Annotated in this window: 15 protein-coding genes; 12 read left to right on the top strand and 3 right to left on the bottom strand. The window is 43.7% G+C overall.

Annotated elements, in window-relative coordinates; all coding sequences use genetic code 11:
• The first annotated feature begins 44 nt into the window (after positions 1–44).
• From GKR48_RS08665 to GKR48_RS08640, 6 genes are all read left to right on the top strand, one after another.
• Positions 45–1247, top strand: coding sequence for a CaiB/BaiF CoA transferase family protein (locus tag GKR48_RS08665; protein ID WP_154627773.1), 1203 nt, complete (start codon positions 45–47; stop codon positions 1245–1247).
• The gene (locus GKR48_RS08660; protein ID WP_154627772.1) at positions 1244–2380 is read left to right on the top strand and encodes an acyl-CoA dehydrogenase family protein; all 1137 of its coding nucleotides are present in this window, start codon (positions 1244–1246) and stop codon (positions 2378–2380) included. Before GKR48_RS08665 ends, GKR48_RS08660 begins: the two co-directional genes overlap by 4 nt.
• Positions 2381–2662: 282 nt before the next feature.
• Positions 2663–4102: a purine-cytosine permease family protein gene (locus GKR48_RS08655; protein WP_154627771.1), complete on the top strand. Its 1440-nt coding sequence runs from the start codon at positions 2663–2665 to the stop codon at positions 4100–4102.
• Positions 4103–4240: 138 nt separating this feature from the next.
• Entirely contained in the window at positions 4241–4996 is a 756-nt protein-coding gene (locus tag GKR48_RS08650; protein WP_154627770.1) for an electron transfer flavoprotein subunit beta/FixA family protein, read from the top strand.
• 14 nt (positions 4997–5010) lie between these two features.
• Entirely contained in the window at positions 5011–5961 is a 951-nt protein-coding gene (locus tag GKR48_RS08645; RefSeq protein WP_154627769.1) for an electron transfer flavoprotein subunit alpha/FixB family protein, read from the top strand.
• A gap of 11 nt (positions 5962–5972) precedes the next feature.
• The gene (locus GKR48_RS08640) at positions 5973–7655 is read left to right on the top strand and encodes an electron transfer flavoprotein-ubiquinone oxidoreductase (protein WP_154627768.1); all 1683 of its coding nucleotides are present in this window, start codon (positions 5973–5975) and stop codon (positions 7653–7655) included.
• 173 nt (positions 7656–7828) lie between these two features.
• Here GKR48_RS08640 and GKR48_RS08635 read toward each other — a convergent pair whose 3' ends face one another.
• Complete coding sequence (locus GKR48_RS08635; RefSeq protein WP_154627767.1) at positions 7829–8542, bottom strand: UTRA domain-containing protein; 714 nt, start codon at positions 8540–8542, stop codon at positions 7829–7831.
• 351 nt (positions 8543–8893) lie between these two features.
• Between GKR48_RS08635 and GKR48_RS08630 the strand changes: the two genes are divergently transcribed.
• Positions 8894–10078, top strand: a complete 1185-nt coding sequence (locus tag GKR48_RS08630) for a hypothetical protein (protein WP_230088627.1) — start codon at positions 8894–8896, stop codon at positions 10076–10078.
• Positions 10078–11208, top strand: a complete 1131-nt coding sequence (locus tag GKR48_RS08625) for a hypothetical protein (protein ID WP_154627765.1) — start codon at positions 10078–10080, stop codon at positions 11206–11208. The genes GKR48_RS08630 and GKR48_RS08625 overlap by 1 nt, the downstream gene beginning before the upstream one ends.
• Positions 11209–11288: 80 nt before the next feature.
• Here the strand turns inward: GKR48_RS08625 and GKR48_RS08620 are convergent, their stop codons facing one another.
• Complete coding sequence (locus GKR48_RS08620; RefSeq protein WP_154627764.1) at positions 11289–12581, bottom strand: MFS transporter; 1293 nt, start codon at positions 12579–12581, stop codon at positions 11289–11291.
• Positions 12582–12837: 256 nt separating this feature from the next.
• On the opposite strand from GKR48_RS08620, the gene GKR48_RS08615 reads away from it, so the two are divergent.
• The 4 genes from GKR48_RS08615 (at position 12838) to GKR48_RS08600 (ending at position 17054) form a co-directional block, all read left to right on the top strand.
• The gene (locus GKR48_RS08615) at positions 12838–13194 is read left to right on the top strand and encodes a YcgJ family protein (protein WP_154627763.1); all 357 of its coding nucleotides are present in this window, start codon (positions 12838–12840) and stop codon (positions 13192–13194) included.
• 270 nt (positions 13195–13464) lie between these two features.
• A complete protein-coding gene (locus GKR48_RS08610; RefSeq protein ID WP_154627900.1) occupies positions 13465–13800 on the top strand; it encodes a GNA1162 family protein in 336 nt (111 codons plus the stop codon).
• Positions 13801–14323: 523 nt separating this feature from the next.
• Positions 14324–15727, top strand: a complete 1404-nt coding sequence (locus GKR48_RS08605; RefSeq protein WP_036956054.1) for a tryptophanase — start codon at positions 14324–14326, stop codon at positions 15725–15727.
• 79 nt (positions 15728–15806) lie between these two features.
• The gene (locus tag GKR48_RS08600; RefSeq protein ID WP_154627762.1) at positions 15807–17054 is read left to right on the top strand and encodes an aromatic amino acid transporter; all 1248 of its coding nucleotides are present in this window, start codon (positions 15807–15809) and stop codon (positions 17052–17054) included.
• Between the two features lie 110 nt (positions 17055–17164).
• Here the strand turns inward: GKR48_RS08600 and GKR48_RS08595 are convergent, their stop codons facing one another.
• Positions 17165–17602, bottom strand: coding sequence for a DUF411 domain-containing protein (locus tag GKR48_RS08595; protein WP_154627761.1), 438 nt, complete (start codon positions 17600–17602; stop codon positions 17165–17167).
• Positions 17603–17774 lie beyond the last annotated feature (172 nt).

Genomic DNA, 17774 nt, shown 5'->3' with positions numbered 1-17774 from the left:
CTCCATGGAGTCGGCACCTTTTAGCCTCACATAAGGAATTCACGATGAATGCGGCAATGACTCAAAAACCACACGGACCGCTGGCTGGGATCAAAGTAATTGATTTAAGCCGCGTGCTAGCAGGGCCTTACTGCACTGGCATGATGGCAGACTTGGGCGCCGAAGTGATCAAAATCGAAGTGCCTGATCATGGTGATGATAGCCGTCATCTTGGTCCTTTTATTGACGGTGAAAGTGTTTATTACGGGCTGATCAATCGTGGAAAACGCAGCATTGAGTTAGATCTTAAAGACGATGGCGATCGTCAGATTTTATTTCAATTGATCAAAGAGAGTGATGTGGTGGTGGAGAACTTCCGCCCCGGTGTCACCAAGCGTCTTGGGATCGATTTCGACAGTGTTAAACAGCTTAATCCCAACATTATTTACGCCAGCATTTCAGGGTTTGGACAAAACAGCCCCCTAGCGAGCTACCCAGCGTATGACATTGTGGCGCAAGCCATGTCTGGGTTGATGAGCGTGACAGGTTCCCCAGAGTCAGGCCCTACACGCAGTGGTGAATCCATCGGAGATGTCTGTGCGGGCGTATTTGCCTCATGGGCGATTAGCAGCGCGCTGTTTGCTCGCGAACGTCACGGTGAAGGCGCGCAATATCTGGATGTTGCCATGGTGGATGTGCTGCTCAGTATGCAGCTCACTGGGTTATCTAACTTATTTGCCAATGGTAAGGCGCCAAGTTTAGTGGGTAATCGTCACCCTGTTTCAACGCCATTTGATACCTACCAAGCAAAAGATGGTTTGGTGGTGATTGCGATTGCCAGTGAAAAACTGTTCCAACGTTTCTGTGAATGTATGGGGAAACCGGAGCTATCCCAAGACCCGCGTTACTTGAATGACCCGACTCGTACGGTAAACCAAGCGGCGCTACGTGAAGAAATTGAGCGCTGGACAGGAACAAAAAGTGTCGAGGAAGTGTGTGACTTACTCCTGAATGCTGGCGTTCCTGCCTCGCCAATTCACAATTTACAGCAAGCGACGCAAAGTGAGCATGCCGAAGTTCGCCAAGTATTAACCCACTTAAATGATGGCGGTACTCCTCTGATTTCTCAGCCTGTTTTCTTTAATGGCGTGAAACCGAAGGTTACCCAAAGAGCCCCTGTTCTTGGGGAAGGCAATGAACACTATAAATCGACAGCCACAGCAGCTACTACAACCACAACGATAAAAAGCGCGGAGACGATGCAATGAGTTTTGATATTAATGAAACCGAGTACGCCATTGTAGAGGCCGTTGAAAAAGTGTGTCGCGATATCCTGCAAGCGAACGCTCAACGCTATGATGAAGAAGAAATTTTTTGTGCGGAAAGCTTAACCGCGCTGGGGGAAATGGGCTGTTGGGGAATTAACTTACCGGAGCAATATGGCGGTTTTGGGATTGGTAGTATTGCCATGAGCATGATTGTTGAAGCGGTGGCAGCGGCTTGTGCCTCCACATCCTCCGCATTGACGGCCCATTTCTTAGCAACAGATTCTATCTTGATTGGCGGAACAGAAGAGCAAAAAAATTATTGGTTACCAAAGGCGGCAAGTGGTGAATTACTTGGCGCATTTGGATTAACCGAGCCAGCCGCAGGTTCAAACCCCGCGGATATGCGCACGACAGCAACCCGTGAAAATGGCGGTTGGCGCATTCGTGGCAACAAACACTATATTACCAATGCCAAAGAGGCAGATTTCATCGTGCTGTACGCCAAAACGGACGTCGAAGCAGGCGCTCGTGGCATTAGTGCTTTTATGATCCCAAAAGGGACGGAAGGCGTCGCATTTTCTCAGCCAGAAAAGACCATGGGGCTGCGTGGTAGCACTATCTATGAATTAGCGCTCAACTGTTGGCTGCCAGAATCGGCATTGCTAGGTGAAGAGGGCAAGGGTTTCCATACGGCGATGGAAGTGTTGGATAAAGGTCGTGTAGAAGTGGCGGCAACGTCATTGGGGATCGCCCGTGCAGCCATGGAAAGTACATTAGGCTGGGTGAAAGAGCGTCAGATTGGTAAGAAGCCGCTGGCGGCTTATCAAGGAACGCAATGGAAACTTGCCGATATGCACACACAACTGGAAGCCGCGCGTATGCTGACATGGAACGCAGCGGAACTGCGTGATTCTGGACAGCGTTTTAGTTTGCAATCAGCCACCGCAAAACTGTTTGCGGCGGAATGCGCCGGTTTTGTGACGGATGCCGCGCTGCAATTGCATGGGGGGTATGGTTATATTCGCGATCTACCCCTAGAGCGCTATGTACGAGATGCCCGTATTTTGCGTATCTTTGAAGGGACGTCAGAAATTCAAAAAATCATTATTTCGCGCGCCGTTCTCGACGCTTAATTTTGATGTGTTCGACCCGATAGGTAAGACAGGACTTATCGGGGTTTTTCCAGCTATGAGTATCTAAGCAATAACAGGAGCACTATCCTGACAACAGGATCATGGACTTAAAAACACAACAACAATCAGGTTTAAGAATGTATTTCAATTATTAATGACGGGTAGATAAAACAATAACATACCTGCATCACGTCAAATGTCTGTGCTCACAACATAGAGAATTCATTACTGACGACTAATTGGTTCATTCTTTAAGCCAGCCTTGCTTAAAGAGGAATTACCATGACAGTTTCCAACGATATCATCGGGCAAAAGCAGTCTTGCCAAGATAATGTTCCGCTTATCGAAGCACGTTCCATTGACTATATTCCTGAATCTGAACGACACGGGACGTTGTCGAGCCAATTCACGCTGTGGTTTGGGGCTAACTTACAAATCACCGCAATCGTCACCGGTGCCCTCGCTGTTGTACTGGGGGGCGATGTCTTTTGGTCGTTGATTGGCTTGTTTATCGGTCAATTACTGGGGGGCGCAGTGATGGCGCTCCATGCTGTACAAGGGCCGAAGCTGGGTCTACCGCAAATGATCTCCAGTCGCGTGCAGTTTGGGGTTTATGGTGCGGTCATCCCGATTTTATTAGTCTGTATGATGTACGTTGGGTTTTCTGCCAGTGGGACAGTATTGGCGGGGCAGGCGGTGGGGCAATTACTGAACGTCAGTGATTGGATGGGGATCGTGATTTTCGGAATTGTGATCATCGGTATCACTATCTGCGGCTACCGCATCATCCACATTCTCGGTAAAGTGGCGAGTGTCGTCGGTGTTATCGCCTTCTTCTACCTATTCTTCCGTCTGTTCTATATGAATGACGTCTCGGTATTATTATCAAATCGTCATTTTGACTGGACGAATTTCCTATTAGCCATGTCGCTGTCGGCTTCTTGGCAAATTGCGTTTGGCCCTTATGTGGCAGATTATTCCCGCTATTTGCCGACCAAAACCCCAACCATCAAAGCGTTTTTAGCCGTAGGTTCAGGGACAGTGATCGGAACTCAAGCCTCAATGATCTTAGGGGTGTTTGCGGCAGCGCTTGCCGGTAATCAATTTGCGGGTCATGAAGTTTCCTACATTGTTGGCTTAGGCAGCACGGGGTTAATTGCAGCGCTGCTGTATATCAGTATTTTCTTTGGCAAAGTGACGATTACCGCTCTGAATGCTTACGGCAGCTTTATGTCGATGGCGGCAATTTGGTGTGGTTTCCGTGGTAAACACCAGATATCCCGTGGTCAGCGCCTGTTTTTTATTATCCTCATGGTGAGCTTTTCGACGGCGTTAGGTCTTGCTGGGCAACACTCATTCTTAAAACTGTTCTCGGCTTTCTTGCTGTTCTTATTAGCGTTCTTTACGCCATGGAGTGCGATTAACTTAGTGGATTACTACTGGGTGACGAAAGGTCGCTACGATGTTCCGCAATTATCCAACCCGAATGGCCGTTATGGTCGCTGGAACAAAGTGGGGATCATCACCTACGTGGTTGGCGTATTGATCCAAATGCCATTTATTGCCACCGGATTCTATACAGGTCCGTTGGTCGATAGCCTAGGCGGCGTGGATATTTCGTGGATTGTCGGTTTAGTCGCCACCAGTATTATCTACTATGTCGCGGTAAAAATTTGGCCAATGTCAGTGGCGCCAAGCCTGATATTGCCAGAAACCAAATAAGGTTTATTTCTTAGGTAACATCTTAATTTTCCAACGATAAAAATAGTCAGTGATGGCGTCATAGCAGTGAAAATATTCACTGCTATGGGCTCCCTCAACTCAAAAATAGCAGTAACAAAGTGCGCGATAGGAGTGGTTATGAAAATTTTAGTCGCAGTAAAACGGGTGATTGACCATAACGTTAAGGTGCGGGTTAAAGCCGATGGCTCAGGGGTTGAGCTGGCGAATGTCAAAATGGCGATGAACCCATTCGATGAAATTGCGGTAGAAGAGGCGGTACGCTTAAAAGAAGCGGGCAAAGCCACCGAAGTCGTCGCTGTCTCCATCGGCGAAGCCTCGGCGCAAGATACGCTGCGTAGTGCAATGGCGATTGGGGCTGACCGAGCCATTTTGATTCAAAAAACCGCCGAGATGGCGCTAGAGCCGCTGGATATTGCCCGCCTTTTGCAGCAAGTGGTGAATCAAGAGCAACCGGATTTAATTTTGCTCGGCAAGCAAGCTATTGATGATGATTGCAACCAAACTGGGCAGATGCTTTCGGCGCTCTTGGGTTGTGCACAAGCTACATTTGCGTCGCAGATTATGGTCGAGGGCGAAACGCTGCAAGTCACGCGTGAAATCGATGGCGGCTTAGAAACCTTATCCATGGGATTGCCTGCGATTGTGACTACCGACTTGCGTTTAAATGAACCTCGCTATGCCACATTGCCTAACATCATGAAGGCAAAGAAAAAACCATTAGACATCATTGATATTACGACACTGAATTTTAGCCCATTAGGGCAAGTAAAAATCGTCAACGTGACTGAACCGAAAAAGCGTTCTGGGCAGTGCACCATGTTGAATGATGCCGCCACGTTAGTGACTGAACTGCAAGCCAAAGAAGTGATTTAACAGGGAGCCTGAACATGAGCCAATTATCCGTTTTAGTCGTTGTTGAGCACGATAACCAAACCATTAAATCTTCAATCTATAACAGCATAACGGCGGCACGCGAAATCATTGCACAGGGTGGAAGCCTACATGTGCTGGTGGCGGGAAGCCAAGTGGCTACAGTGGCACAATCCGCGGCTTCCATTCTTGGCGTCGAAAAGGTAATCACCATCGATGCCGAACCGCTCAAAAATGCGCTGGCGGAATCCATGACGAGCGCGGTGGTTGCCGTGGCGCAGGGCTATAGCCACATTATCTTTCCTGCGACTACATTTGGTAAAAACATTGCCCCTCGTGTCGCTGCCACGCTGGGTGTTTCCCAGATTTCGGATATTACCCAAGTGGTGGATGCACAAACGTTTGTCCGCCCAATTTATGCTGGAAATGCGTTGGCAACGGTACAAAACAATGGCAATCAGGTGGTGATCACCGTACGCAGCTCAGCATTTTCAGGAGCGACTGCAACCCAGTCCCCTGTAGGAATCGAACCTGTATCTGTTGCGCAGTTCACCCAACTTTCGGCGCTCACTAGCCAGTCATTAACCCAGATGAGCCGTGCGGAATTAAGCTCTGCCAAAGTGGTGATTTCAGGGGGGCGCGGTTTAAGTTCCGGTGAGAATTTTGCGTTGCTGGAAACCATTGCCGACAAATTAGGGGCTGCGGTGGGGGCTTCCCGTGCGGCAGTGGATGCGGGGTATGTGCCAAATGATTATCAAGTCGGACAAACGGGCAAGATCGTCGCGCCAGATCTGTATATTGCGGTTGGGATCTCCGGCGCCATTCAACATATCGCGGGCATGAAAGAGAGCAAAGTGATCGTGGCGATTAACAGCGATCCGGAAGCGCCGATTTTCCAAGTGGCAGACTACGGCATTGTGGGGGATCTGTTTGAGATCTTACCTGAATTCGATAAAGCGCTGGCGTAGGAGAGAGCAAAATGACTATCGACAATAGTGCGAATGTTTCGGCGTCTTGTGCGCGAGAATCCATGGAGTTTGATGTCCTGATTGTCGGTGGTGGGCCCGCAGGATTATCGGCGGCAATTCGCATTAAACAACTCTCGTTACAAACTGGTCGGGAGCTTAGCGTCTGCTTAATTGATAAAGGCGCCGAAGTTGGGGCGCATATTTTATCGGGCGCGGTCATCGATCCCCGTGGACTGAATGAGTTATTACCCGACTGGCAGCAAACCATTTCAGCCTCACTCACTGCCGTCAGTGAAGATCGTTTTTTATGGCTCAAAGAGAACAAAGCCAGCAAATTGCCATTATCTTTGTTACCTACTAGCCTGAAAAACCACGGTAATGTGATTGGCAGCCTTGGGCAAGTCAGCGCAGCACTTGCAGTAGAAGCGGAGCAACTCGGTGTCGATATTTTCCCGGGGTTTGCGGCTACCGAAATCCTTTTTGATGATGCGAGGCAGGTTATTGGCGTCACCACTGGCGACATGGGGCTAGACAAACAGGGCAACCCAACGGCTATGTATCAAGCTGGTATGAACCTATTAGCCAAAATGACTTTTTTCGCTGAAGGGTGCCGAGGGCAACTAGGTAAACAGTTAATTTCTCATTTTGATTTAGCGGCAAACTGCGGTAAACAGACTTATGGACTGGGTCTCAAAGAAATTTGGCAAATTCCTAAAGAGCAGCATCAAGCGGGGCTCGTGGTGCATTCAATCGGCTGGCCGTTGGATAACCAAACCTATGGGGGTGGATTCGCTTACCACTATGGAGAAAACTTGGTGGCAGTGGGGCTGGTAGTGGGGCTAAATTATGAAAATCCCTATTTATCCCCGTTTGATGAATTCCAGCGTTTGAAAACCCATCCTGCCTTCAGTGCTTTTTTGCAAGGCGGTGAGCGTGTGAGTTATGGGGCGCGTACCATGGTGGCGGGGGGCTTACCCGCATTGCCAGAGTTAAGCTTCCCCGGCGGCGCATTAATTGGTGATGATGCGGGCTTTTTGAATGCAGCACGCATTAAAGGCAGCCACTGCGCGGTGAAAAGCGGTATGTTAGCGGCAGAGGCTTTATTTGAATCGTTCGCCGAAAATGGCGTCGATTATGCGGAATTTACCCGCCAGTTTCAGCAGAAATTCGAAAAAAGCTGGTTGTATGACGAACTTTATCAGACCCGCAATTTCAAGCCATATATGAAAAAAGGGTTAGTGATGGGGTCGTTGATGTTCGGTGCAGAGCAATGGTTATTAAAGGGTCGTAGCCCTTGGACGCTTAAACTTAAACTGGATGACCATCAAGGGCTTAGACCTGCCAGTGAATTTCAGCCGATCCATTACCCAAAACCGGATGGCAAGTTGTCATTTGATAAACCTTCGTCGGTGTTTTTATCCAATACGAACCATGCAGAAGAGCAGCCTTGCCACTTACGTTTAAAAGATAATGAAATTCCTATTCGCGTGAATTTATCCACTTATGCTTCACCGGAAACACGATATTGCCCTGCGGGTGTATACGAAATAGTGAGTGATCAGATGCAGGAAAAACTGCAAATAAATGCGCAGAACTGCCTGCATTGCAAAGCGTGTGATATTAAAGACCCTCTGCAAAATATTACGTGGACAGCACCGCAAGGGGGAGAAGGGCCTATTTATCAAGGCATGTAGTTATCTTTGTTGTGAGAAAATGATTTGTTGTGATGTGGATGTGTTGATACCTGACGTAATGTCTGTGATGTGGAGATTATCGAACGGTATTTTCGTTGTTTATCAGTCGTTTTGGGGCCAGAGTGCCCCATTTTTTATGCGTGTTTTATTTGATGAATGTTTATGACCAAAGATTAACTTTCAATGCGGGAATGTAATTTCAATTTATAGCGGGAGCCTGCGCTGATCATATTGACGTAGCTGATCAACGTGCTGCCTGTCCATGTACGGCGGCTTAGCTGCAAACAAGGGGCATGTTCTTTGATGGATAAGGCTTGAGCGATAGGCTTAGTAGCCAAAATTGCCTCTATGGTGTGTTCCATCTCACTGACCGGAAAATGGCGTTGTAAATAGCCGCTTGGAGTTTCACTATTGCCAAAATGCTGCTGAACAAATTCAGGGGCAATATTATGATTCACATAGCGTTCTTCTAGCATCAGTGGAATGTCATTTTCAAAATGCAGTAATTTGCAGTAGCCAATATCACTACCTTCTGTGACGCCAAGTTGTAGGGCAATTTCTGCGGTAGCAGGGATGATTTTTAGCTGTAGCTGGTGGCCGGCATATTTATTCCCACTAACTGAAATTTCATCAAAAATATCAAAGGCTTTCGTGACGGGAAGCTCATGTTTTTGAGTGGCAACAAAAGTCCCTTTTCCTGCAATCCGATTTAAGATGCCTTTCTGGCTGAGTTCAGAAATCGCTTTATTCACCGTCATACGGCTAACATTAAATTGGGCACATAACTCAAGTTCAGTGGGGATCTGAGTTTCGGGTTTGAAAATCCCTAAATCAATACTCCGCAGAATGTAAGATTGAATTTGTTTGTAGGCCGGTTTTGATGTCATCGTATTTATTCAAATTTGTTGTTAACGGTAGGGATAAAATAACGGTATTTTGGGATGTAATGGATTCAAAATAACTCATTTGCGTCAGTCTAGCAGTAATTATTTCCTTTACTAGAGTCTGGTTGCATTTTAAGAGTAAAACAGGCATTTATCAGCTTTTAGCTGATTATGCCCTTGAGCCTGTAATTATCTGAATTGTTCTAGTATAGGGCAAGTTTAACTAGGGCAATATACCTTTATTTATTATCATAATGTTAAATTAACTATAACAAATAGGCATCATTGATGGGTGTTCAATATTTTCACGCTAAGCTAATTCAGTGCGATTATAAACAGGTTTCACCAGAGGGCATGGTGAGACTAATCACTTCGGATAACGTGTTTTTTTTCAATGCTGAAGATTTTGAAAACAGCCAAATATTTTTGGAACGATTGAATAAAGACGACAGGTTGATTATTTCTGCTGAACAACTGAATGATGGGAGCTATTGGCTCAATTGGGTGTATCACCCAGAACATGGCCGTTTGGAACCCGATAGAAACCTTAAATTTGACAAAGGGTTAGTAAAGCAGTACCTGCTATCTTTTGGGCTTGCTGCACTCTTTATCCCCGCATTTTTTTGCGTGTTTAATGATGAAGATAGCACATGGTTAATTGTGTTAGGGTCATTATTAGGCATGGCGGCTTTTGTGGGGGTAGTTTTACTGTCTATGTGCATTTCACAAACCTTCACTATTTTTAGCCGAAAACGAAAAACCATCTTACGCGCATTAGATTTAGTGATAGCGGGCAAGTTTCAGGTAATTTCTGGCGAAAATCTGATTCAGATTGAAGGAATTAAAAACCCGAAATCCAAACCACTCAAAATAAATTCTCGAAAGCAAAAGCCTATCCCTGAAACCGCGTTACAGGTGACAAAAGGCAAAGTGAATATTAAGAGTATCAAGACGATTGAATATTATTATCGTGGGGGAACATACACCCGCAATGAAATAGAGCTTCAAGTGAATAAAAGCCATTTAAACCTCAAGTTAGATGGCTCAAAACCCTTCTTTAATAACCACAGCTTTTTTCTCGCTCAAGGGGATGAGGTCGAAGTCTATCACTCCAAAGTCGAAGATGGGTTTCCTGATAGCGTCGTATTTGGTCTGTATAACCACCAAGATAATTTAGCTTACACGTTGTCTGCTCGAGGTATGGCGCAAGAACGCGGGTTGTATCTGGCGTTATGGGGGATCACGGGCATTATTTTGGCATTATTCTTGGCGATTTTTGGCGCGACAGCAATTAGCGATATTGTTGACAGGGGAAATCACTGGGATTATTGGGATTGGCTGTATTTGCTCGATAATGACCTGATATTTATTGGTTTTGCTAGCTCGATAACATTGGGTATCTGTTTCTTAATTGCCCTTGGTATGGCGGCTTATTATCGATTTTCGAAACGGGGTAATGGCTATTACCAAACCCAAGCTGTCTTGAGCGCATTACGACGCCAACAAGGTAAAGATACTTATGTTATGGAGGTACGCTAATGAATCCATTTCTAAGTTGGCGCTTTCTGCTGACGGGTGCCGTTTTCTTGGTGTGTTTAGGCTCAACATTGATACTGGTATTTGGTGGGGATGATACGCCATGGCGGTGGAAAGAGAATAGCCAAGAGAGCAATGCTTATATTGCGGATTATGATTACGCCAAAACTTACCCTGCGAAAGACGGCACGCTGATTATTGCGCAGAAAAATGGTCGCTCATCTTACTATTACCATCGTTCAGATTTGTTTTCGCCTGCACAGGAAGACAGCTATCAGGTGTTATTTGCCAATAAAGATGGCGTGCGTTTTATTACACAATTTAGCGACAGTTTTTATAACGCGGTGTGTGAAGAGTCTCAGTGCCTTTTAATGGTGCGCGATGGGTATCGCACTGTGAATTTAGCGGACAATTCGATTACACCTCTAACGCCCTGGAAGGACGGGGATGGTGAATACATTTATGCGGCAATTACCGGAAAAATGTACCAAAGTGGTCAGGGGGAGCCCTATGTCCTGATCGACAGCCAAAAGATCTTTACCAGCGCGGATAAAGGGCTTACATGGCAATATTTGCTGGATCCACGTGAGCTTGTGAAGCGTTTTTATCCTGAAGAAATCGCAGATAATTCAACATTTTCTTATGCGGTTCATGATGGCAATGTGATTGTATGGTACAGCTACGGTAACGAAATGGGCTCTCTTGAAGTGGTGGTGAACATTGCACAGAAAAACGTGGTTAGCCATCGATGGTTACCTATTCGTATTAATGAGGCGGTTCAGAATCAGAAAGGGGATATTTATTTAGCGGCTCAAGAGCCTTCTCGCCGATTATTTTCCCTTTATCAGTATCAAGACGGGAATTTTAAGCTGATCAAGGAAGCGGGTTATAACCATCTGCAAGATATGGTTATCTGGGGCGATGGCTTGTTGGTGATGGAGTCCGCGAGAAGCGGACGGAAATGTTTGCTCCTCGATTTTGCCAGCAATCAATTGCATCGCCGCTCAGAGTTAGAGTGGTATCAAAAATTATATATTCCTGAATTACGTGGGTTTATTGAATTATCAAATAATTACAGTGATTCACCAGAGTTAGCCGCAGGCGAGACGGTGCATTACCGTCTTGCGTATTAGTTTCAAAATAAAGATATTAATTCCAAAATCAAATAGGGGCGATATGCCCCTATTTGCCTATTTACTGGCTAACCCGCTATCTATGGGCGTTTTCGTGGTAGTAAAATCACGGCAGTTGCCGCTATCACCGCCACGACCGAGAAAGCGATAAAGTTCCAGCTGGTCGCTATCCCCAAACTGGCGATATACGCCCCAAACATAGGCCCTGTCATCGCGCCAATTCGAGAGAAACTTAATGCCCAGCCAGTCGCTGAAGCACGGGCTTTTGATGGGTAATAATTGGCTATATAGCCCGTCAAAATCAGCGCTGCGGAAATACTGCCGACCCCAGCAAACGCGACAAGTAAATAGTTAATATAGATATTTTGTTTGAAAACCATGCAGCCAATGCCTATTGCGCCGAGCAAGAAGAAAAAGGCAACCGAGCCGCGAACGCCGCGTTTATCTGCAATTTTTCCTAAGAATAAGCCCCCTAATGCGGATGCTAAGCTAAACACCACAAGGAAGGTTAGGCTGGAGCCCAAGTTATAGCCTTCTTTGCGCATAATCGACGGCAGCCACGTATTTAAGCCATACACCAGCAACATGCCGCAGAATAACGCTATCCAGAAACATGCGGTTGCGCGCAAATGTGTCCACGCAAAAACCACGGAGACTATCTCTTTCAAACGTTGAGGTTGCTGTTTTTGCTGTGCGGGTGGTGCTTGATATTCAACGTCTAATTTCTGTGCCAGAGATTGTGCTTCGGTGTGGCGTCCTTTGTGCGTCAGAAATTCAAGGGATTCAGGCAAGATGCGTGCCATCGGCCAAATTAACAAAAGCGGTAATGCACCAAAGCCAATCACACTGCGCCATCCAAATTGTTCTAGTAACCACATGGCGACCAGTGCGGCGCTGAGGATCCCCAATGAGTAACCGGAATACATAATGCCGTAGTTAAAAGAACGTTTTTCAGCAGGAGAATATTCGATGGTTAACGCGGCTGCGACGGGAATAACACCTCCAAGTCCAATACCACCAATAAAACGCATCAACCCAAACATCCAAGGTGTTGGGGCTAGGGCAGCGGCAAGCATCGTCAATGAAAAGAGCGTGACGCAGGCTAAAAGCATACGGCGGCGCCCGTAGAGTTCACTCAGCGTACCGATAATAAATGCCCCAAAAAACATGCCGACTAAAGCGTAGCTGCTAAGAGCGCCAAGTTCTAAAGGGGTGAGGTTCCACTGTTTATATTCTGCAAGAGTGGGAAGAACAGCGCCCATCACGCCAACATCATAGCCTTCAAATAGAATGCTCATCCAGCAGATAAATAACACTTTCGAGGTGGTTTTTGTGGTGCCAAAAGATTTAATCGCGACTGTCTCTGTTGTCATACATCACTCTCTTATGGGGTGCTTAATTGGGTTGAATGTAGAGTTGCAGGTATTTTTATTATTTAAATTGTCGCTTATACACTCATCTTTTCTGCAATAAATAACAATTGAAAGTGTTAATGAAAAGTTAAAATCATGCACTAAGTGGATAGAGTTAGCAGTAAACATGAAATAGTGATGGCGAGTGGGAATTTATCCACAAAATACAACTCTAATGGGATATTGCAGCTGTGTTATTACTCAAAAAAGGCGTTATATGAACTTAAAAGCGATGTGTCTTGTTGGGCTTGCGATCGCAGCATTGCCAATGTTGGCGTCAGCAAAATCGACTTCAGCGTTAAAATCCCCAGAAAAGAATGTGTTATGCGATAAATATGTGTGCGTTAGCGCCAAAGAGGGCGTTTCAGTGGCACTAACGAAAAAATATTTAGGTGATAAACGCGCGAAAGCAATTGAGCAAGGTGGCGATTTTGATAAAACGGCCATGACGTTTGCCAATGGAATTTTCTGCGATATTAACGAGCAAAAATGCCATGTTGACCGTTACTTTGAGGCGGATGGTAAACGAAGCGCAGTATCCAAAGAGTACACGCAAAAACTGTTTGGAAAATGATCGCTAATTAAGCTTTCTAAATATAAAATCCATAAATTCTCTCTTTATGGGTTTTTATATTAGTTTATATTAACTAAACAAATATATATTTCATTGTGGGTTTAACTAATATCATACTTAATTATACATTGTTTGATTGAATAAGGATCAATCTTGTTATCTGTAAGGTAAATGACATTTTTGTTTTTAAATTATACGGGTTATCTTTATTGGATTTTCTAATGAAGAATAAAATGAAACATTTAATGATCATTAGCAGCTTGCTTGGTTATGGTATGGCTGTTATCTGGTTGTGCTCAACCAACTAAAACAGATTACAGTGCTTATAAACAAAGTAAGCCAAAAAGTATTCTTGTGTTATTGCCTCAAAATAGCACAACAGAAGTGCAAGCAAGTCACGGGCTTTTATCTCAAACGATGTTGCCATTAGCTGAAGCTGGTTACTATGTATTCCCTGTGGCGGTTGTTAATCAAATCGCAGATACTATAACAGATAAGAGTTATGGTATTGCGGGTATAACAAGTGCCAGACTCCTCTCCGCAGGTAAACCAAATGGCATTCTCTATGGACCGAGATCGCCAAAATATGGCAAAGATGCAGAGTAATTGTTAGATTAATATTCAAAAGTAAAGCCTTTGTATAAGGCTTTACTTAATTAAAATAAATTTGACTTTAAATAGCTTTTTAACGTTAAAAAATTAAGTTTAAAATTACTATCTATTATTTAATTATAAAATGACCTCAATTTATTAACGTTTATTTAATAGTGATTGAAATAAATAATATTGTGACCCTAATCATAGTGCGGAGTAGAGTTTAACGCTTTTTGTGATGCAGATACAAATAATAGAAAATTGATATTATATTTATCTAAGAATTGTTATATACCATACTCAAGGTTGTACTAATTCCTTGCTAATGGGAGCCATAGTATGTTTCTTTTAAGTGAGTTGTTAATGTCGAGGCGCTTCTTCTATTTGAAGAAATGGTTCAATATTGATATTTCTTTAGCCTTTTTCTTTCCGCACAAATAACCTTTCTTTTTTCTCTCTCTCAAGATCTATTCGCTTATTTTTATAAGTTCGAATTTCTGTTTTTATTATTTAATGAAAAATTAAAGGTATTATCATGGCTAAAAGAATCGTAGAACCGTTCCGTATTAAAATGGTAGAAAACATCCGTATTCCATCAAGAGAAGAACGCGAAGCAGCATTAAAAGAGGCGGGTTATAACCCATTCTTGTTACCAAGTAGCGCGGTGTATATTGACCTGTTAACGGACTCCGGTACTAACGCAATGAGCGACCACCAATGGGCCGCGATGATCACGGGTGATGAAGCGTACGCGGGTTCTCGTAACTATTATGATTTAAAAGATAAAGTTAAAGAGATGTTTGACTACGACTATGTTATTCCTGCTCACCAAGGTCGTGGTGCTGAAAATATGTTATTCCCTGTTTTACTGAAAGTGAAACAAGAACAAGGCGGCGCGAAAAAGCCGGTATTTATTTCTAACTTCCACTTTGATACTACCGCTGCCCACGTTGAATTAAATGGTTGTAAAGCGATTAACATTGTTACCGAAAAAGCCTATGACTCAGAAACTTATGATGATTGGAAAGGTAATTTCGATATTCAAAAATTAAAAGATAATATTGCAAAACATGGTGCTGAAAACGTGGTAGCGATTGTTTCTACCATCACCTGTAACAGTGCAGGTGGTCAGCCAGTCGCGATGGATAACTTGAAGGAAGTTTATGAAATCGCGAAACAGCATAATATCTTTGTAGTAATGGACTCTGCACGTTTCTGTGAAAACGCGTATTTCATCAAAGAGCGTGATCCAAAATATAAAAATTCCACAATTAAAGAAATCATTCTGGATATGTATAAATACGCTGATGCGCTCACTATGTCAGCGAAAAAAGACCCACTGTTAAACATTGGTGGTCTGGTCTGTATTAAGAATGACGAGAAAATCTTTACGTTGGCAAGACAGCGCTGCGTACCAATGGAAGGCTTCGTGACCTACGGTGGTTTAGCGGGTCGTGATATGGCGGCAATGGTACAAGGCTTAGAAGAAGGGGCTGGGGAAGATTACCTGCATTATCGTATCGGTCAGGTGAAATATCTGGGGGACCGCTTACGTGAAGGCGGTATTCCAATTCAGTATCCTACCGGTGGACACGCGGTATTCGTGGACTGTAAAAAACTGGTTCCACAGATCCCAGGTGACCAATTCCCTGCGCAAGCTGTGATTAACGCGCTGTATTTAGAGTCAGGTGTTCGTGCTGTTGAAATTGGTTCATTCCTATTAGGTCGTGATCCTGAAACGGGCAAACAAAAACATGCTGATATGGAATTCATGCGTTTAACTATCGCAAGACGTGTTTATACCAACGACCATATGGATTACATTGCAGATGCTCTGATTGGCTTGAAAGATAAATTCGCAACGCTGAAAGGTTTAGATTTCGAATATGAGCCACCAGTATTAAGACACTTCACTGCAAGATTGAAACCCATTAAATAATAGGTAGTTCTGTAATAGTCAGATCTGCGGGTTCCCGTGCAATGCGGGAACCTTATCCCTTATTTTTAAGGTGACCAACATGAACAATTCGGCAGCCAAGAAAGAACCCTCCATAATGGTAGGGGGTTTTGTGCTAGGCGGAGCCATGATCGGGGCAGGTATGTTTAGCTTGCCAACCATTATGGCTGGAGCTTGGTTTATTAACTCGATAGTAATATTACTGATTGTTTGTTTCTTTATGTTTCACTCAGGGATCTATATTTTAGAATGTATATCCAAATATGGAGCCGGCACTAACTATTTTTATATTTCAAAAGAATTATTACCAAAATGGGCCTGTTATATTGCCAATGCAGCATTAATATTTGTTTTATATATATTGATATATGCTTATATTTCTGCGGCTGGATCTGTTATCAAAGAAGCGTCGGCAATATATGGATTTGATGTTAACTTAAGAGTGATATTTGTTATCTTCACTTTACTGTTAGGTGCAAGTATTTGGTGGAGTGGTATTGCGGCAAGTCGATTAACATCATTATTTTTATTTATTAAAATTGTTTTATTTATTCTTGCTTTCTCAGGGTTATTCTTAATTGTCAAAACTGACTTATTATTAACGTCTCCAGTGGGTGATAGTCAGTTATCTTTACTGCCATTTGTCTTTATTATTATTCCTTATGCCATCACTTCGTTTGGTTATCACGGTAACGTTTGTAGCTTGTATAAGCTGTATCATGAAAATGAACGTAAAGTGGTTAAAAGCTGTGTGATTGGTTGTGTACTGGCTTTAATACTCTATTTCCTTTGGATATTAGGTACCATGGGAAATTTACCTCGAACAGAATTCATCACCATAATTAATAAAGGCGGAAACCTCGACGCATTTATTGAATCACTGTATGCGGTATTAAGTAGCCCACATATTGCAACATTCTTATTATGGTTCTCGATTAGCGCTGTATTTTGTTCATTCTTAGGGGTAGCAATTGGTTTATTCGACTACATTCTGGCGTCATTAAACTTTAATGATAACTCTTCAGGCAGAATGAAAGCAGCACTGTTATGTTTTATACCTCCTCTAGTTTTATGCATGTTATTCCCAAATGGTTTTTTAATTGCGATTGCTTATGCGGGGATGGCGGCGTGTATCTGGGCTATTATTTGCCCGGCAGTCATGGCATTAAAAGTGAGAGAGCGTTTCCCTAACTCGACCTTTAAAGTGTGGGGAGGTAAAGGGCTAATCTATGCAGTTATAGCCTTTGGTGTTGTTGGTATTATTTGTCAGTTGTTAGCGCAGTTTAATGTATTACCAATATACCGTTAATTTTTCAAATTAAGATGTAGTAATCACTGCCAAAGGTACAGCGAGGGTTTGCTGTACCTTTTTTTTGGCTTATTGGCTTATTGGCTTATCGGCTTTATGAATTCGTGGAATTAATAACGCTTAAGTATGGATTGACTGCCATCTTTTTTAAAACTGACCACAGAATAAGGCTGACTAAATCCACTTGGCTGTTCCATTCCTAAACTGCCTGCTGGCATACCTCCGACAGCAATACCTGCAACGTCATCAGGTAGTGTATTGATTTTCGCTAAGCTATCGAGAGGAACGTGACCAACAACCAATTTGCCATTAATTTTGGCGGTATGGCAGCTGCGTAATGAGTTAGGTAAATTGGCTTCTTGATTGATTTTATCGATCTCTTGATAGGTGACATCGTGAATTTTCACGTCATAACCTGCTGCTTTTACTGCTTCGCCCCAAAGATGGCAGCAACCGCAACTTTCTTCTTTGTACAGGTCAACAACTTGGCTTGCTGCAACAGAGGAAAATGACGCTGCCAATAGTGCAGTGAATAACAATTTTTTCATGTCAGTATTACTCCAAAAATAAGATATTGTTATTTAAATAAAAAATAAGGGTGCGAAATTTAAGCAGGTTTGTATTTCTTTTATTCGAGTTCTTATGGAACCTCTGAACCATAAAGCTTCCCGTAGGGGGAAGCTCAAGAGATAAAACAGATTTTTGCTTATATTTACAGAA

Origin of the sequence: Providencia sp. wls1943 (assembly GCF_009706275.1) — a bacterium.
GTDB lineage: Bacteria > Pseudomonadota > Gammaproteobacteria > Enterobacterales > Enterobacteriaceae > Providencia > Providencia zhijiangensis.
This window is presented reverse-complemented; position numbering and strand designations above follow the sequence as displayed.